This is a genomic window from Trichlorobacter sp., assembly GCF_030247655.1.
Lineage (GTDB): Bacteria > Desulfobacterota > Desulfuromonadia > Geobacterales > Pseudopelobacteraceae > Trichlorobacter.
In genome coordinates this window covers 1-14,154 of record NZ_JAOTRZ010000021.1, presented here as the reverse complement: position 1 = coordinate 14,154, position 14,154 = coordinate 1, and the positions used below count along the sequence as shown (strand labels likewise).

The 14,154-nt window shown below is 53.2% G+C and carries 14 protein-coding genes; 9 read left to right on the top strand and 5 right to left on the bottom strand.

What is annotated here, in order from left to right; genetic code table 11:
• Positions 1-44: 44 nt before the first annotated feature.
• Genes OEL57_RS03395 through OEL57_RS03385 form a run of 3 tightly spaced genes read left to right on the top strand, consistent with a single transcriptional unit; the run spans position 45 to position 2,418 of the window.
• Positions 45-1,682, top strand: a complete 1,638-nt coding sequence (locus tag OEL57_RS03395) for a fatty acid--CoA ligase (RefSeq protein ID WP_300737089.1) — start codon at positions 45-47, stop codon at positions 1,680-1,682.
• Positions 1,683-1,736: 54 nt separating this feature from the next.
• The gene (locus OEL57_RS03390) at positions 1,737-2,063 is read left to right on the top strand and encodes a nucleotidyltransferase domain-containing protein (protein ID WP_300737086.1); all 327 of its coding nucleotides are present in this window, start codon (positions 1,737-1,739) and stop codon (positions 2,061-2,063) included.
• A complete protein-coding gene (locus tag OEL57_RS03385) occupies positions 2,044-2,418 on the top strand; it encodes a HEPN domain-containing protein (protein ID WP_300737083.1) in 375 nt (124 codons plus the stop codon). Before OEL57_RS03390 ends, OEL57_RS03385 begins: the two co-directional genes overlap by 20 nt.
• Positions 2,419-2,436: 18 nt before the next feature.
• Here the strand turns inward: OEL57_RS03385 and OEL57_RS03380 are convergent, their stop codons facing one another.
• The 4 genes from OEL57_RS03380 to OEL57_RS03365 are packed head-to-tail and all read right to left on the bottom strand — an operon-like array spanning position 2,437 to position 5,470.
• A complete protein-coding gene (locus OEL57_RS03380) occupies positions 2,437-4,131 on the bottom strand; it encodes a ribonuclease J (RefSeq protein ID WP_300737080.1) in 1,695 nt (564 codons plus the stop codon).
• Positions 4,128-4,523, bottom strand: coding sequence for a hypothetical protein (locus OEL57_RS03375; RefSeq protein ID WP_300737077.1), 396 nt, complete (start codon positions 4,521-4,523; stop codon positions 4,128-4,130). The genes OEL57_RS03380 and OEL57_RS03375 overlap by 4 nt, the downstream gene beginning before the upstream one ends.
• Before the next feature lie 3 nt (positions 4,524-4,526).
• Positions 4,527-4,712 (bottom strand): hypothetical protein, encoded by a 186-nt coding sequence (locus OEL57_RS03370; protein ID WP_300737074.1) that lies wholly within the window; start codon positions 4,710-4,712, stop codon positions 4,527-4,529.
• Complete coding sequence (locus tag OEL57_RS03365; RefSeq protein WP_300737071.1) at positions 4,709-5,470, bottom strand: lysophospholipid acyltransferase family protein; 762 nt, start codon at positions 5,468-5,470, stop codon at positions 4,709-4,711. The genes OEL57_RS03370 and OEL57_RS03365 overlap by 4 nt, the downstream gene beginning before the upstream one ends.
• A gap of 82 nt (positions 5,471-5,552) precedes the next feature.
• On the opposite strand from OEL57_RS03365, the gene OEL57_RS03360 reads away from it, so the two are divergent.
• The 5 genes from OEL57_RS03360 (at position 5,553) to OEL57_RS03340 (ending at position 11,692) form a co-directional block, all read left to right on the top strand.
• The gene (locus OEL57_RS03360) at positions 5,553-5,999 is read left to right on the top strand and encodes a single-stranded DNA-binding protein (RefSeq protein ID WP_300737068.1); all 447 of its coding nucleotides are present in this window, start codon (positions 5,553-5,555) and stop codon (positions 5,997-5,999) included.
• A gap of 209 nt (positions 6,000-6,208) precedes the next feature.
• Positions 6,209-6,691, top strand: a complete 483-nt coding sequence (locus OEL57_RS03355) for a DUF456 domain-containing protein (RefSeq protein WP_300737065.1) — start codon at positions 6,209-6,211, stop codon at positions 6,689-6,691.
• Between the two features lie 105 nt (positions 6,692-6,796).
• The gene (locus OEL57_RS03350; protein WP_300737062.1) at positions 6,797-8,467 is read left to right on the top strand and encodes a hypothetical protein; all 1,671 of its coding nucleotides are present in this window, start codon (positions 6,797-6,799) and stop codon (positions 8,465-8,467) included.
• A gap of 368 nt (positions 8,468-8,835) precedes the next feature.
• On the top strand, positions 8,836-9,954 hold the full coding sequence (locus OEL57_RS03345) for a hypothetical protein (protein ID WP_300737060.1): 1,119 nt from the start codon (positions 8,836-8,838) through the stop codon (positions 9,952-9,954).
• A 4-nt stretch (positions 9,955-9,958) separates the two neighbouring features.
• Entirely contained in the window at positions 9,959-11,692 is a 1,734-nt protein-coding gene (locus tag OEL57_RS03340; protein WP_300737057.1) for an ABC transporter ATP-binding protein, read from the top strand.
• Positions 11,693-11,701: 9 nt separating this feature from the next.
• Here OEL57_RS03340 and OEL57_RS03335 read toward each other — a convergent pair whose 3' ends face one another.
• A complete protein-coding gene (locus OEL57_RS03335; protein ID WP_300737054.1) occupies positions 11,702-12,994 on the bottom strand; it encodes a BamA/TamA family outer membrane protein in 1,293 nt (430 codons plus the stop codon).
• A gap of 121 nt (positions 12,995-13,115) precedes the next feature.
• Between OEL57_RS03335 and OEL57_RS03330 the strand changes: the two genes are divergently transcribed.
• A partial coding sequence (locus OEL57_RS03330) for a HAMP domain-containing protein (protein WP_300737052.1) occupies positions 13,116-14,154 on the top strand: 1,039 nt, incomplete at its 3' end.

The following is a 14,154-nucleotide window of genomic DNA, read 5'->3' as shown; positions in this document are numbered from 1 at the left end:
TGGTGAACTGATTTTTTGAAAAATCATAATTGCTGGAGTTTCCCATGCCTGATGCCCTGATCACCCGTACTCCCTCTGCCTATGATTATCCCCTCCTGATCAAGAATCTGCTGTTCTGTCCGGTGGTACATGCTCCGGATCAGGAGATCGTCTACCGTAACCAGCGTTTTAGCTACCGTGACCTGCGCCAACGGGTTGCCCGTCTGGCTAACGCCTTGACTTCATTGGGGGTTAAGCGGGGTGATACGGTGGCGGTTATGGACTGGGACACCAACCGTTATCTGGAGTGCTTCTTTGCCGTGCCGATGATCGGCGCAGTGCTGCATACCATCAACGTGCGGCTCTCGCCAGAGCAGATCCTCTACACCATCGACCATGCCGAAGATGATCTGCTGCTGGTCAACAGCGAGTTTTTGCCGATCCTGGAGCAGATTCGGGGCCGGATGGATACGGTTAAAAGTTTTGTGCTGCTGAATGATGAACCAGCGCTCCCTGAAAGCCACATCCCTTTTAGCGGTGAATATGAGGCGTTGCTGGCAGCAGCCTCAGATCAGTTTGCGTTTGCAGATTTTGATGAAAATACCCGCGCCACCACCTTCTACACCACCGGCACCACCGGCATGCCCAAAGGGGTCTACTTCAGCCATCGTCAACTGGTTCTGCATACCTTGGGGGTGCTTGCGGTGCTGGGTTCTTCGGTCAGTCACGGCGGTTTTCATCGTCAGGATGTCTATATGCCGATTACCCCGATGTTCCACGTCCATGCCTGGGGGCTACCCTATGTGGCCACTATGCTGGGGGTTAAGCAGGTTTACCCCGGTCGCTACGTGCCGGATACCCTGCTGGAACTGGTGGAAAAAGAGGGGGTTACCTTTTCTCACTGTGTCCCCACCATCCTGCATATGCTGTTGAAACATCCCCATGCCGGTCGGATGGATCTTTCCGGCTGGAAGGTGATCATCGGTGGGGCAGCCATGTCGCGGGCTTTGTGTCTTGATGCCCTGCAGCGGGGGATTGACCTTTTTACCGGCTACGGCATGTCCGAGACTTGCCCGATTCTGACCATCTCACACCTGACGCCGGAAATGCTGGAGCTTTCAGCAGAAGAACAGGCGGTTATCCGTTGCAAGACCGGTCGTTCCCTGCCGCTGGTGGATCTTAAAATTATGGACAGTGCCCGTCAGGAGCAGTCTTGCGACGGTAAGAGTGCCGGTGAAATTGTGGTGCGTGCCCCCTGGTTGACCCAGGGCTACCTGAAGGATCACAAGGCATCGGAACGGCTTTGGGAAGGCGGCTACCTGCACACTGGTGATGTGGCGGTGCGGGATGAGCTGGGCTACGTCAAGATCACCGACCGGACTAAGGATGTTTTGAAGGTGTCGGGGGAATGGGTTTCCTCACTGGAACTGGAGGATATCATTGCCCACCATCCCGGTGTGGCTGAGGTGGCCGTGATCGGACAACCTGATGAAAAGTGGGGTGAGCGTCCCCTGGCCCTGGTGGTGGCCAAGCCGGATAATGCGGTAAGCGAGAAGGAGTTGACCCATCTGGTGCGGGAATATGCCGATAAAGGGGTGGTTACCAAGCAGGTGGTGCTGCTGAAGGTCCGGCTGGTGGAGGCGATCGACAAGACCAGTGTCGGTAAGATCAATAAGGTGGCGTTGCGGGAGAAGTATTTGTAGGTACGATTGCGGAGCCCCTTCTTTTGTGGTAAGAGCGGTGTCAGGAGAGCAACCATGGCTCACGTATCCATCAACGACATACAACAGTTTGCAACAGCCATGGGACGGGAGTTTTCGCCTGAAAAGGTCATTCTGTTCGGTTCCTACGCCACTGGCAAGGCCAATGCAGAGTCAGACGTTGACCTGTTGGTTATTATGCCGGGAGAGGCCTCTGGCGCACGGGTTGCTGCTGATATCATTACCCGGCTGAAGCCGACCCTGCCGGTTGAGCTGATTGTCCGTTCATCACGGCAGATGCGGGAACGGTTGGCCATGAATGACTTCTTTCTGCTTGAGATCGTTGCAACCGGGAAAGAGCTGTATGCAGCCCCTCACCTCTGAGTGGACTCTAAAGGCAGAGGGCGACCTGGCAACCGCCCGGCGTGAGCTAAGGGCTCGTTCTGCTCCTAATTATGATGCTGCCTGTTTTCATGCACAACAGTGTGCAGAAAAATATTTGAAGGCCTTGCTGCAGGAAGCAGAAATCCCTTTTGGCAAGACCCACAACCTTACCCTCTTGCTTGATCTGCTTAAAGATCAGCATCCAACTCTTGAATTGATCCGTCCGACACTGGCTATGCTGAGTGCCTACGCTGTTGAGTATCGTTATTCCGGTGAATCAGCGGATAAAGATGTGGCGCGACAGGCCGTGAAGATGACAGAAGAGGTTAAACAGCTGGTTGTGGGATTTTTGTAGATCTGAATTACGTTGTACCTACATCTCCAAAATCACCGGCAACACCATCGGTCTGCGTTCAATGCTCTTTTTAAAGAATCGCTTCAGGGTCTGGCGCACAATCTGACGCACCTCATCCCGATCAGCCAGGAATTCAATGCTCAGCTCTTTCAATGCTTCCCGAACCATCTCCTTGGCGGTCTGCAGATACGCCTGGCTCTCATCTTCAAATACAAAGCCCCGTGAGACAATCTCCGGGCCGTAGATACACTCGCCGGTGTGCTGGTTGATCCCGATGATGACCAGTACCATGCCGTCTTCAGCCAGATGACGGCGGTCTTTTAGAACCACCTCGCCCACATCACCAACCCCTTTGCCATCCACAAAGACCCGTCCGGTTTCCACGGTTTCTTCAATGCAGGCAGTATCATTGTAGAAACTGATTACCTCGCCATTCACCGCCAGCAGGCAGCGTTCTTCCGGTATCCCCACCTTCAGGGCCAGTCTGCGATGTAGTACCAGATGCCGGTATTCGCCGTGGATCGGCAGAAAGAAACGGGGCCGGGTGATGTTCATCATCAGCTTCAGTTCTTCCTGGCTGGCATGGCCGGAGACATGCACCTCAGAGACTTTTTCATGGTGTACATCTGCGCCGCGTCGGTAGAGATGGTTGATTAGTTCAGAGATGGTGCGCTCATTGCCGGGAATATTGCGGGAGGAGAGGATGACGGTGTCACCCTTTTCCAGCTTGATCTGTTTGTGATCGTCCATGGCGATCCGTACCAGCGCTGACATCGGTTCCCCTTGACTACCGGTGGAGATGATGCAGACCTGTTCCGGTGGCAGGTGGTTCAATTCCCGGATGTCCATCAGCAGATCGTCACTAATGGTCAGGTAGCCCAGGTTGCGCGCAATCCGTACGTTGTTAACCATTGAACGGCCGTTCAGCAAAACCTTGCGGCCATTGGCAGCAGCCACATCGGCCACCTGCTGGACGCGATGGATGTTGCTGGAAAAGGCAGCCACAATGATCCGGCCTTTGCATTTAGGAAACAGATCCCCCAGTGCCTCGCCAACATAGCGCTCGGAGATGGTGTACCCTTCCCGCTCCACATTGGTGGAGTCGGACAGCAGGGCCAACACCCCTTGATCACCATAGCGGGCAAAGGTTCCCAGGTCCGTGACCTCGCCATCCACAGGAGTCTGGTCCAGCTTGAAGTCGCCGGTATGAATCACCACCCCCTCTGGCGAGCGGATCGCCAGGGCGCAGCCATCCACCACAGAGTGAGCAACCCGGATGAATTCGATCTGAAAACAGCCCAGGGTGACGGTACCACGGGGCAGAACCGGATTCAGGTCAGCTTCTACCTTGTATTCCAGCAGTTTGCCTTCCAGAATTCCCAAGGTCAGGGCGGTGCCGTAGATCGGGGTTGGAAACTCACGCAGCAGAAACGGCAGGGCGCCGATATGGTCTTCATGGCCGTGAGTAAGAAAAATGCCGCGCAGTTTGTCGGCCCGCTCCCGTAGCCAGCTGAAGTCAGGGATGACATAATCCACCCCAGGCATATCAGCATCAGGGAACATCAGACCGGCATCCACCAGAATCAGATCATCGCCACATTCATAGGCCATACAGTTGATGCCGATTTCACCTAAACCGCCCAGTGCCACTATCCGCAATGGCGAATCTCCGGCTGGATAATCCTCTGTTACTGCTGTCGCGTCTATGTTCATGGTTGATTTCCTTTGCGTATCGGCACCAGTGCCGCAATCTTTTTATCGCAGCGGCTGATCCAGTCTGTGCCGGGCTGTTGCAGCCAGCGCGTGCCGTAAAAGGCGCTGCGCAGTGAACGGTAAGCGGCCAGGGCCTGGTCAACGTCGCCGCGCCGTTCGGCGGTCTCGGCCAGGGCCCAGATGCGTGCCGCAGATGCCTCAACGCGGGATGAGAAGGGAAGGTACATCCTGATGGCTGACTCGTAGCCGGTCAAGGCCACCATGAAGTCACCTGCTTTTTCACCCTTGACCCCTTCAAGGTACTGGGTCTTCTGGCGGTGATTAACGTTGACAATCAGCAGTAGCATACTCAGTAGCAGAGCGGTCAGGATGGTAATCAGAGGGCGGGCCATCGGTTACTCCTGAAAAAAACGGGGCAGGAAGGTGAGCAGTGCCCCCAGCATCAGCATGACAATGCCCAGTAGTGCCATCAGACTGGGCAGCAGATTGCGGGGAGATGGCCAACGGTGGGCAGCAGGCAGGCCCCAGCCGAGAGCCAGCAGGCCTGCAAGAATCAGCAACAGGTATTGAGGCCCCTTCATGACAATCCACCGGCAATGGCGGTGTGGACTTGCTGCATCAAGAGATCCTCAGCTTCAGCCCGTTTCAGTCCCGCCGGCAGGGTGATCGGCGCATGAATCCTGAGTTGGACTGTACGGCCAAGGTTCAGTCCCAGGCTGCCACCGGGATTGATGGCAAAACTGCCCACAATGCTGACCGGCACCACCGGTACACCGGCCTTGACTGCCAACAGGAAGCCACCCCGCTTGAAGGGCAATAGCTGACCATCTCTGGTGCGGGTCCCTTCCGGGAAGAGGATGACACTGGTGCCATTTTTGATCTGACGGGCTGCTTCGTCCATGCTTTTCAATGCCTTGCGACCATCACCGCGATCCAGAGGGATATAGCCGCCCCGACGCATGGACCAGCCAAAAACCGGAATGGTGAACAGTTCTTTTTTGGCTATCCAGGAAAGCGGGCGGGGAAAATAGCCCTGCATGGCAAGGATATCAAAATTGCTGGCATGGTTACTCATCACGATGATCGGGCCGTCTGGGATCTGCTCCTCGCCGCTGACGGTTAGCGTAATCCCAGCCATGGTAATACCCAGGCGGCCCCAAAAACGGGAAAACAGGCTGTAATAACGGCGCTCTAGCAGCGTAGACAGGATTGCTGCAGCAGCAAGCAGGAAGGTCAGGGGAAAGAAAATAGACATGTAAAGCAAGCCACGGATCAGCGCCACAGTACCACCCTCGTAAAAAATCTGAGGAAGTGTAGCTATTTTAAGCGGTAAGGTCAAGCAGCGGCCTCTTTACTTGCGCGGCTTTCATGGCGATGTTATAACGTGCTTCCACACAGACCAAGAAATCAGGAGGAATCCTATGGCCAGTCTTAATAAGGTAATGTTGATCGGAAATTTAGGGAAAGACCCGGAGGTGCGCTACACCACTTCAGGCCAGGCAGTGGCCTCATTCTCTCTTGCAACCAGTGAGAAGTACAAGAACAAGCAGACTAATGAATGGGAAGAAAAGACGGAATGGCACCGGGTGACCCTGTGGGGTAAAACTGCAGAGATCGCCGGTGAATATCTGGCCAAGGGCAAGACGGTCTATATCGAAGGCCGCCTGCAGACCCGTAAGTGGACTGACCGGGACGGCAACGAGAAATATACTACCGAGATTGTCGGTGAGCGGATGCAGATGCTGGGTGGTAAGGGTGATGGCGCTAGCAGTGGTGGCGGAGCCCGTCGTCCGGCTGCTGGTGGGGTGTCAGATACCACTGTAAGCTATGATGAACCGCCGTTCCAGGATGACGATATTCCGTTCTAAAGAGATAGGGGTAATGAGGGTCCCTAACTCAAAAGTGTAAATATGGCCCATAACATATTGTTGTTATGGGTCTTTTGTGTTTGCAAGAGTTTTGACGGAAAGTTTCATCGTCAACTAAAGTACCCAATTCAACTGTTGCAAACTTAGAAAGGCCACGTGTAGTTGATAAACACAGGGATTTAGGGGTAGGCACGTTGATGAACCAAGATATGTCAATATTAATCTGGGGCCTTTCAGCTGTTCTGACCGTTACCGGCTTGGCCGGCATGTTTCTGCCGATTCTTCCGGGGGCGCCGATTCTTTTCTTGGGGCTTCTCTTTGGTGCCTGGGCAGAAGATTTTCACTATGTCGGTCTCTGGACACTGCTTGTCCTTGCCATAATGGCAGGTCTCACCTATCTGGTTGAGTTTGCAGCATCAGTTTTGGGAGTAAAGAAATACGGTGGTTCCACCCGAGCCATGGCTGGTGCAGCAGCAGGTGGGGTTGTTGGCCTTTTTTTCGGCATACCGGGTATCCTGCTTGGTCCTTTTATTGGGGCTGTTGTCGGTGAACTGTCTCTTCAGCGTACGATGAATGAAGCCAGTCGTGCCGGTTTTGGAACCGTCGTTGGTCTGGCTTTGGGATTAGCGGGTAAGCTTGCCATCGGTATCGCCATGGTTGGTTTGTTTGTCGTAATGAGGTTTGTTGCGTAGTAATTCCAGCAAAGCAGTTCACGCAGCGGTTTAGCGAATATCCTGTATATTTGCCCCGTAACCCCAAAAAACCGGTAGTTACTCAACAAAGGGGAGGTAAATCTCATGCGAAAAGTCCTTATACAACTAGTTGTCATTGGCTGTATTTGTGTTGGCACTTTTGCAGCCGCCGCGCCTAAGAAAAACGGGGCTTCAACAGGAGGCAGCTGGAGTAAACAGTACGATAAGCCATCTGCCTACAGCTGGAACTATGATTTGCGGGCTCTGCCTGACGGCGGCTTTATAACGGTAGGCAATCTGGCCGATTCTGCTGCATCAGGGTGCTGGAAACTATTGGCAAGAAGGACTGATGTCTTTGGTAAAATGATCTGGGAAAAAACTTTTGCAGGCGAATGCCAGAATGCCATGGCAGGAAGCAGCGGACATGCCGTTTCCTATACCTCGGATGGCGGCTTTATTATTGCCGGCACACGTAACTCGAGTAATCTTGCTGCTAAACGCAATACCTGGGAGGAACTTTGGGTTCTTAAACTTTCTGGTAGCGGACAGTTGCAGTGGGAGAAGCATTTTGGTCAGCAGTGGGCTGTAAGTACCAAGAGAGGAAACGGGTATGGTGTTGTTGAAGCTGCGGGTGGCGGCTATCTGGTCAGCGGTGTCGGTCATCCCGATAGTGGGGATGCCTGGGTTTTCAAGCTGGACTCAGCCGGCAATAAGCTGTGGGAGCGAATCTTGCCCGGCTACCATAGTACTGAAGAATACCAGAGGATGGTGCCGATCACCCAGTTGAGCAATGGCACCATTGTTATTACCTATCCGGTCGCGCGAAAAATGAGCACCATCACCCGCATCACGATGTTACGCAGCGACGGTACTGTTAAACGCAGCATGCAGTTTGGCGGGCGTGAAACGCAAGTCTTTGATCTGCTGGCAGTCAAGGGTGGAGGTTTTGCGGTGTCTGGTACAACCAAGCCGTTTCTTAACAGCACAAACGCTACGTTTTCCGGCTTCCTTATGGCCTTTGACAATGAAGGCAGGTGGTTGTGGGATCGGGAATATCCAGCGGACAAGGAGACCGGCTTCAGTTCTGTCAGACAGGCGGCTGACAACGGGCTGATCGTTTCAGGCAGGATCGGTAATGATCTGCTGGTGCTGAAGACTGATGAACAGGGTAAGCCCCGCTGGGCTAAAGCACTGGGGGCTGGCAAAGGATTCCAGAAAGGATACGCCGCTGTACAGGCAAGCGATGGTGGTTTTGCAGTGGCCGGTGCACGGCAGCAGGGGCAAAATATTCTTGCCTGGCTGGTGAAGCTGGACAAGGATGGACGTTCTGTCGGTCTGCCCGGGGTCAGAGATGCCATGTTTATTGGTAATCCTCTGCTTGTCAGTGATATTTGGCCTGCAAAGCAGGGGTGTCTGGGCAGTCCTGGTGATGTGCGCAGTGTTCGCAGTTACGGCAACCCGGACCTTCAGTTTACGCTTCAACGGCCGTACAGGCTGGAGCAGATAAAGACACTGCTTGCTTGGCCACCAGCCGGTAGCATCAGATTCCGGATCATGCATGCCGAAACCAAGCAGATTCTACATGCAGGTACCCTTGTAAAAGGGAACTGTGCGGATCAGACTTGGTGTGAAGGTTCTGCCGTAATCAGCAAAAGAGCTGAACCGGGCGCTTACATCGTAAGATATGATGATAGCGCAGCCGTTTGCCTGGCTAATGAGGATGCCTTTGCCACGCGACTGTCAGGAATACCGCTTGATCCGGTTGAGCAGTTGTAGCCGTTTGTAGTGGTTTGTATCAGTTGTCATCAGTTGTCATCAGTTGTCAGGGGCAGAGGACATGAATGGCAAAAGGTTATCAGAAACCAGGAAACGACAAAATCTGGCAGGTTTGCCAATATGAGATTGAGAAAGCCTGAATGATATGTTCTGCATTGACTGGTATGCAGCACGATTGCTCCTCTGACGAGCGGATGGGTCTGGTTGACAGTACAAAAGTGCCGCTGCATCTTTGGTGTTGTTAGATGCTGTTAGATGCATTCAAGGCAGAACATTCAAACTTTACAGACATTTTTTAAGTGTTATGCTGGCTTGGTAAGCTGTTTTCCTTCTGTCCGCTTAATTCATAGCCAGAATAAGGATATTCCATGAGTGATCAGAACGACAGGTCTGAGCAATCCCCCGAACCAGCTGCTGTAACAACTGCAGAAACCGACGTGCCGATCGAGGCGCCTCCTTCAGAACAAGAACCGGCGGTGGCAAGTGATGCCGGTTCTGAAGCAGAGGCAGAGGAACCATCTTCTGCTGAACCTGGCCCGCAGCCGGAGCTGGATAATGAGGGCGAAGAAGAATTACCGCTTGTAGAGCCGGGCACTAACGATTCTCATGTTGTTGAGCCTGGCCAGCAGACACAGCAGGATGATGAGGATGGCGAAGAGATGCCTCTGGCAGTGTCAGATGAATCGGCCATGGCGTTGTCCGAGCGCTTCAACGCACAGGCCGAGATTGAAGACGATCTGCGTCGGGCAGAAGATGAGATGAGCTATCTCAGGGAGCAGGTTCGTCATGATCCTACCGTGTTGGCTGCTATAGAGGAACAGCAGAACAAACTGGAATATATAGCAAATACCTCATTTGATCTGAGTGAAAAAAATGCAGAACTGTCTAAAGCTGTTGCTGTTTTGTCAGTCCAGCTGCAGAAGGTGTCTGAAGAGACCGAGCAAACGGCGACCTGGTCCGCGTCAACCAAGCTGATTAGCCCACTTTCAAAGACTTTTCTGGTGCTTGCAATTGTGGTGCTTGTTGCCTTGCTGGGGGGAGTAGGCTATCTGGCAGTTAGTCAGGTGCAACTGCAGCAGCGGCAGGATAAGGTCTCAAATCTGGTAACCCAGGCTGTTGAGGCACAGAACAAGCGTCAGGCCGAATTTGATAAGCAGTTCGCAGCCATGGTTGGTACAGAGATCAAGCAGGAACGGGAGTCAATCAGTAAGGAATCAATCCAGAGCAAGCTTAACCGTGTCCGTGGTGGTGCTGTTGAACAGCGCCTGCTGCGAAAAAGTAACGGTGATTGGCTGCTTCCCAAAGGTAAAACAGAAGAGCAGATTACTGATCATGATCTTATCGAACACCTTAATCAGATGTTTGAAAAATCCGGTAGATCCTTAACCGCGCATCCGTCAATTCCCCCTCATAAAGTAGTTTCTGTTTTAAAGCCCAACGGTAAGGGCGGTACCGAGGTGGTGGTAACTAAAGAGGTTGTTCAGTAAGTCTATGCAGCATACTGGTGTAAACGCATTAAGGGTATTGATTCCTTTTTTGCAGGGGCTTCGCTGGCGATATGCCATCGGAGCCTTTCTGCTGGTGCTTACCAACGGCTGCGCCCTGCTGATCCCCTGGCTGCTGAAGCTGGTGATTGACGGGTTGCAGCATCCTGATCAAGTGATGCTCTCATCAAGCCGGGCAGCGGGTCTGATCGCACTGGTCGCTGCCGGGTACGCTCTGGTTAGAATATTCTCCCGGACTGTGGTCCTGAATGCAGCGCGATTGCTTGAGTTTCAAATCCGTGAGGCGCTGTTTGCCAGGCTGCTGACCCTTGATCTGGGCTATTTCTCCCGTGAACGGACCGGTGACATCCTTTCCCGTTTTGCCAATGATCTGACTAACGTGCGGATGCTGACCGGTTTCGGGGTTATGAGCCTTCTGAACACAACGGTGATCTATCTGGCCGGCATCTGGCTGATGGTGCGGATCAATCCCTGGCTGACGTTGGCTGCAGTGGCCCCACTGCCACTGATGGTGCTGGCGGTGCGGGCAATGAGCAGCAGGATTTTTTCCGTCTCGCGACAGGCGCAGGATGAGCTTGCCCGGCTTTCCAGCCTGACCGAGGAATCAGTCGGGGCGATCAGGCTGATTAAGAGTTATTGCCGTGAGGTGTCTGTTGCAGGGCAGTTTGACCGTATTTCGGGGCAATGTCTTGTAAAGAACCTTGAACTGGCAAGGCTGCGCGGGCTGGTGATGCCGATCATGGCACTGGCGACCGGGGCAGGCACCTTGGCCGTGCTCTATCTTGGCGGGCGGCTGGTGATAACCGGCCAGATCAGTCTGGGGCAGTTTGTTGCTTTTTCCGGCTATCTGGCTCTTTTGGCCTGGCCCACAGCGGTGCTGGGCTGGATTCTGACTCTGGTCCAGCGTGGCGCAGCCTCCATGGCCCGTTTGAATGAGCTGTTGCAAAGCAATCCGGCTGTGGTGGAAAAACCTGATGCAGGACAAACCGAGGGGTTGGGGCAGGGGCTTGAGGCACGCGGACTGTGCTTCAGCTATGGAGATCGCGAGATACTGCATGATATTTCTTTTGCCATTGCCCAAGGAGAGAGGGTTGGAATCACCGGACCGGTGGGCTGCGGTAAATCAACCCTGCTGCGTCTGATACCGCGTCTTTTGCCATTGGCTGACGGCATGCTGTTTGTGGGTGGCCAGGACGTGAATGGGCTTGAACTGGCTTCATTGCGGCGGTTGATTGGCTATCTGCCCCAGGAAACAACGCTTTTCTCGCGGAGCATTGCGGATAACGTTGCCTACGGTGGTAATGGTTCTCTGGAATTGGCGCTGCAACGGGCTGGTCTTGATTCAGATCTGCAGGGATTCAGTGCCGGACTTGCTACGGTGGTAGGGGAGCGAGGGGTAACTCTTTCAGGTGGGCAGCGTCAACGGGTGGCGCTGGCTCGAGCACTGGTGCGAGAACCCCAATTACTGCTTTTGGATGATCCGTTGGCCTCCGTGGATGCCGGTCGAGAGGAAGAAATACTGGGGGCTTTGGCGGAAAGCTGGCAGGACAAGACGGTACTGATGGTCTCACAGCGTCTGTCGGCCTTTCGGGATTGCCAGCGGATACTGGTGCTTGATGAAGGCAGGATTGTGGAACAGGGTACGCCTGGTGAGCTGTTGCAGCTGGGTGGCCGCTATGCCGAGCTGGCCAAGATGCAGGGGCGGGTGAAGCAAGGGTGAAGGGTGACGTTAGAAGGGGTACCCTAAACCCACATACACCGCTGGCCCATCCTTGCCTACTCCCACATCTACCCTGCCAACGATATTGGGGCGTACTGTAGCCCTGAAGCCGATGCCGGGGTTAAACTCAAAATTTTTGGAACTGGCTTTATCAAAACTTTCCATTACCGCGCCAAAATCGATAAAAGGGGCCAGCTCCCAATCTGCGGTTACGTTAAAGATCTCCCAGCGAAACAGGCGGACACGTTCTTCCAGATTCAAGAGCAGAAAGCTGTTGTCAATGAAGCGGTTTCTACCATAGCCCCGCAGTGTGTTTTCCCCGCCCAGGATACTTTGTTCAAGAAATGGTACCTTGCTGTTGGAAGTGTCCCCCAATGTCTGGTTGTACATCAGCCTGAAGACCGAAATGAAGCGCTTGCTCTCATCATGGGGGACATAGCCTTTTAACTCTACTTCATAGTGACGATAATCTTCCGCTCCGCCCAGCGCCTTAACGGTGGGTTCAAAGGTGATCCGGGCATAGCCGCCGTAGGTGGGCAGTGTTTTGCTGTCGTAGCTGCTGTAAATCAGTGAGATGCGCGGGGCATGGGTGGTGAAGCCATCCACCCCTGGAACATCCTGCTGTGAAAATTTGTCGGTGATGAACGGTACTGATTTGATGGCACCCTGGCCAATGGAGACCGAGCGGAAGCGGTGCCCCAATTCCAGATAGTAGTGCCGGCCAAGAAACCAGGTGGCAGACAGATTGTAGGTGATTTCACGATTGGTGTAGTTTGTCTCCTGCTCATTGGGGGTTCGGGCATGAAAACCAAAAAAACGGGAAGAACCATCGGCAAACCAGCCCAGAAAACCTTTTAACTCAAGATCACCGTTCATCAGGCTGACGTCACGAATCCTGGCCTCATAGTCAAAGTTTTTCTTCTGTGATTGCGACAGGTTGAATTCGATATTCTGCTCAGCAGTAGGGTTTACAGAACCGTACAGGGTGCCGGTAAAACCAAAGTTTTTGTTGTGGTTAACCTGGGGGGCCAGCAGCGAATAGACTTCATCCTTCTGGTTGTGGATCAGGAAGGCCGACAGGGCGCCGGCAGTAATCCCCTCGTTTGGCGAGGTGGCAATCACTGGCAATGGCACCGTCACCACCTTGACCTGCTCGCCGCAGGATTCATTCGTAACCAAGGGCAGATCGGAGCGGGGTATGACCGTGGTGCAGCCGCTTAAAACAATAAGAAATGCAAGGGCATATGCAAGTCCGGGGAAACAGTTCCAGGATTTCTTATTATCTGACGGTAGAGTTTTCATCGAGGAGGTTCTACACTGCCTGCAGGAGGGTGTCAATATTTTCAGAGATCAGATGGTCTCCTTGCAAGAGCAGGGGTTTGCTGGTACTCTGGCAACACTTTTCCCTGGTCGGAGTCGCCTGATGAACCTGAATACCCGCCTTGTCCTGATCATGATATCGCTGCTGGTATTGGCGGGGGTGACGCTCTTTACCCTTAACCAGTTCTCCCAGACCGCTTTGGTACATGAAATTCAGGAGAGTTCCCGAGAAATCTCAAAGGCGGTGCAGCTCAGTATTGCTGATCTGACCTCTGAAACGGAGTATTCAAGACTTTCAGAGTATTATGAGAATGCCCGTCAAAAAGGAATTAATGAGATCAATATCATCAACAGTGAAGGCGAGATCATTGATTCTACCAATCCGGAAAAAATCGGCAAACTGAAGGACCTGAAAAAACTGGAAAAAGGTGTCCGGTCTGCACCGCGAAAATCAGAGGGTGGTACAATCCTGTCACAAAGGCCGTATGACGTCGTGGTGCCGGTTATTGTTGGTGATGAGCATCTGGGCTATGTACAGGTCAATATGTTACTGGATAACATTCAGAGTATCCAGCATTCAAATTTTATCAAGCGTTTGGCGGCAACCGGTATGGTCTTTACGGTTGGTATCGCTTTTTCCATCTATCTTTCCCGGCGTTACACTGATCCGATTCACCGACTGGTGCAGGATTTCAAGAAAGTTTCCAGTGGTGATCTGTCGGTCACCATTCCCGTTGAAAGTACTGACGAGGTTGGCGAGCTTGCCAAGGGATTTAACGAAATGGTGGAGAAACTGCGAGAGCGTGAAACCCTGGAAAAGCGTCTGTATGAGGCTGAGCATCTTTCTCGGGTAGGACAGCTGGCTTCCGGTATTGCCCACGAGATCCGCAACCCGCTCAATTATATCAGTCTGGCCATCGATCACCTGCGCAGTGAAGTGGTTGCGCAATGTCCTGAACGGGCCGATGGGGTGACTGCACTGGCCGATAAAATTCGGGAAGAGGTCCGGCGCGCCAATTATATGGTGGTTAACTTCATGAATTACGGTCGGCCTCTGAAGCTGCGTAAGTGTGAGATAACGTACGAACAGCTGCTGGAACGGACCCTTTCGGTATTATATGAACGTTTGACTGAACAGAAGG

Excerpts from the sequence above, each read along its gene's own strand:
- OEL57_RS03395 (WP_300737089.1), top strand. The coding sequence starts at position 45 with ATGCCTGATGCCCTGATCACCCGTACTCCCTCTGCCTATGATTATCCC.
- OEL57_RS03390 (WP_300737086.1), top strand. The coding sequence starts at position 1,737 with ATGGCTCACGTATCCATCAACGACATACAACAGTTTGCAACAGCCATG.
- OEL57_RS03385 (WP_300737083.1), top strand. The coding sequence starts at position 2,044 with ATGCAGCCCCTCACCTCTGAGTGGACTCTAAAGGCAGAGGGCGACCTG.
- OEL57_RS03380 (WP_300737080.1), bottom strand. The coding sequence starts at position 4,131 with ATGAACATAGACGCGACAGCAGTAACAGAGGATTATCCAGCCGGAGAT.
- OEL57_RS03375 (WP_300737077.1), bottom strand. The coding sequence starts at position 4,523 with ATGGCCCGCCCTCTGATTACCATCCTGACCGCTCTGCTACTGAGTATG.
- OEL57_RS03370 (WP_300737074.1), bottom strand. The coding sequence starts at position 4,712 with ATGAAGGGGCCTCAATACCTGTTGCTGATTCTTGCAGGCCTGCTGGCT.
- OEL57_RS03360 (WP_300737068.1), top strand. The coding sequence starts at position 5,553 with ATGGCCAGTCTTAATAAGGTAATGTTGATCGGAAATTTAGGGAAAGAC.
- OEL57_RS03355 (WP_300737065.1), top strand. The coding sequence starts at position 6,209 with ATGTCAATATTAATCTGGGGCCTTTCAGCTGTTCTGACCGTTACCGGC.
- OEL57_RS03350 (WP_300737062.1), top strand. The coding sequence starts at position 6,797 with ATGCGAAAAGTCCTTATACAACTAGTTGTCATTGGCTGTATTTGTGTT.
- OEL57_RS03345 (WP_300737060.1), top strand. The coding sequence starts at position 8,836 with ATGAGTGATCAGAACGACAGGTCTGAGCAATCCCCCGAACCAGCTGCT.
- OEL57_RS03340 (WP_300737057.1), top strand. The coding sequence starts at position 9,959 with ATGCAGCATACTGGTGTAAACGCATTAAGGGTATTGATTCCTTTTTTG.
- OEL57_RS03335 (WP_300737054.1), bottom strand. The coding sequence starts at position 12,994 with ATGAAAACTCTACCGTCAGATAATAAGAAATCCTGGAACTGTTTCCCC.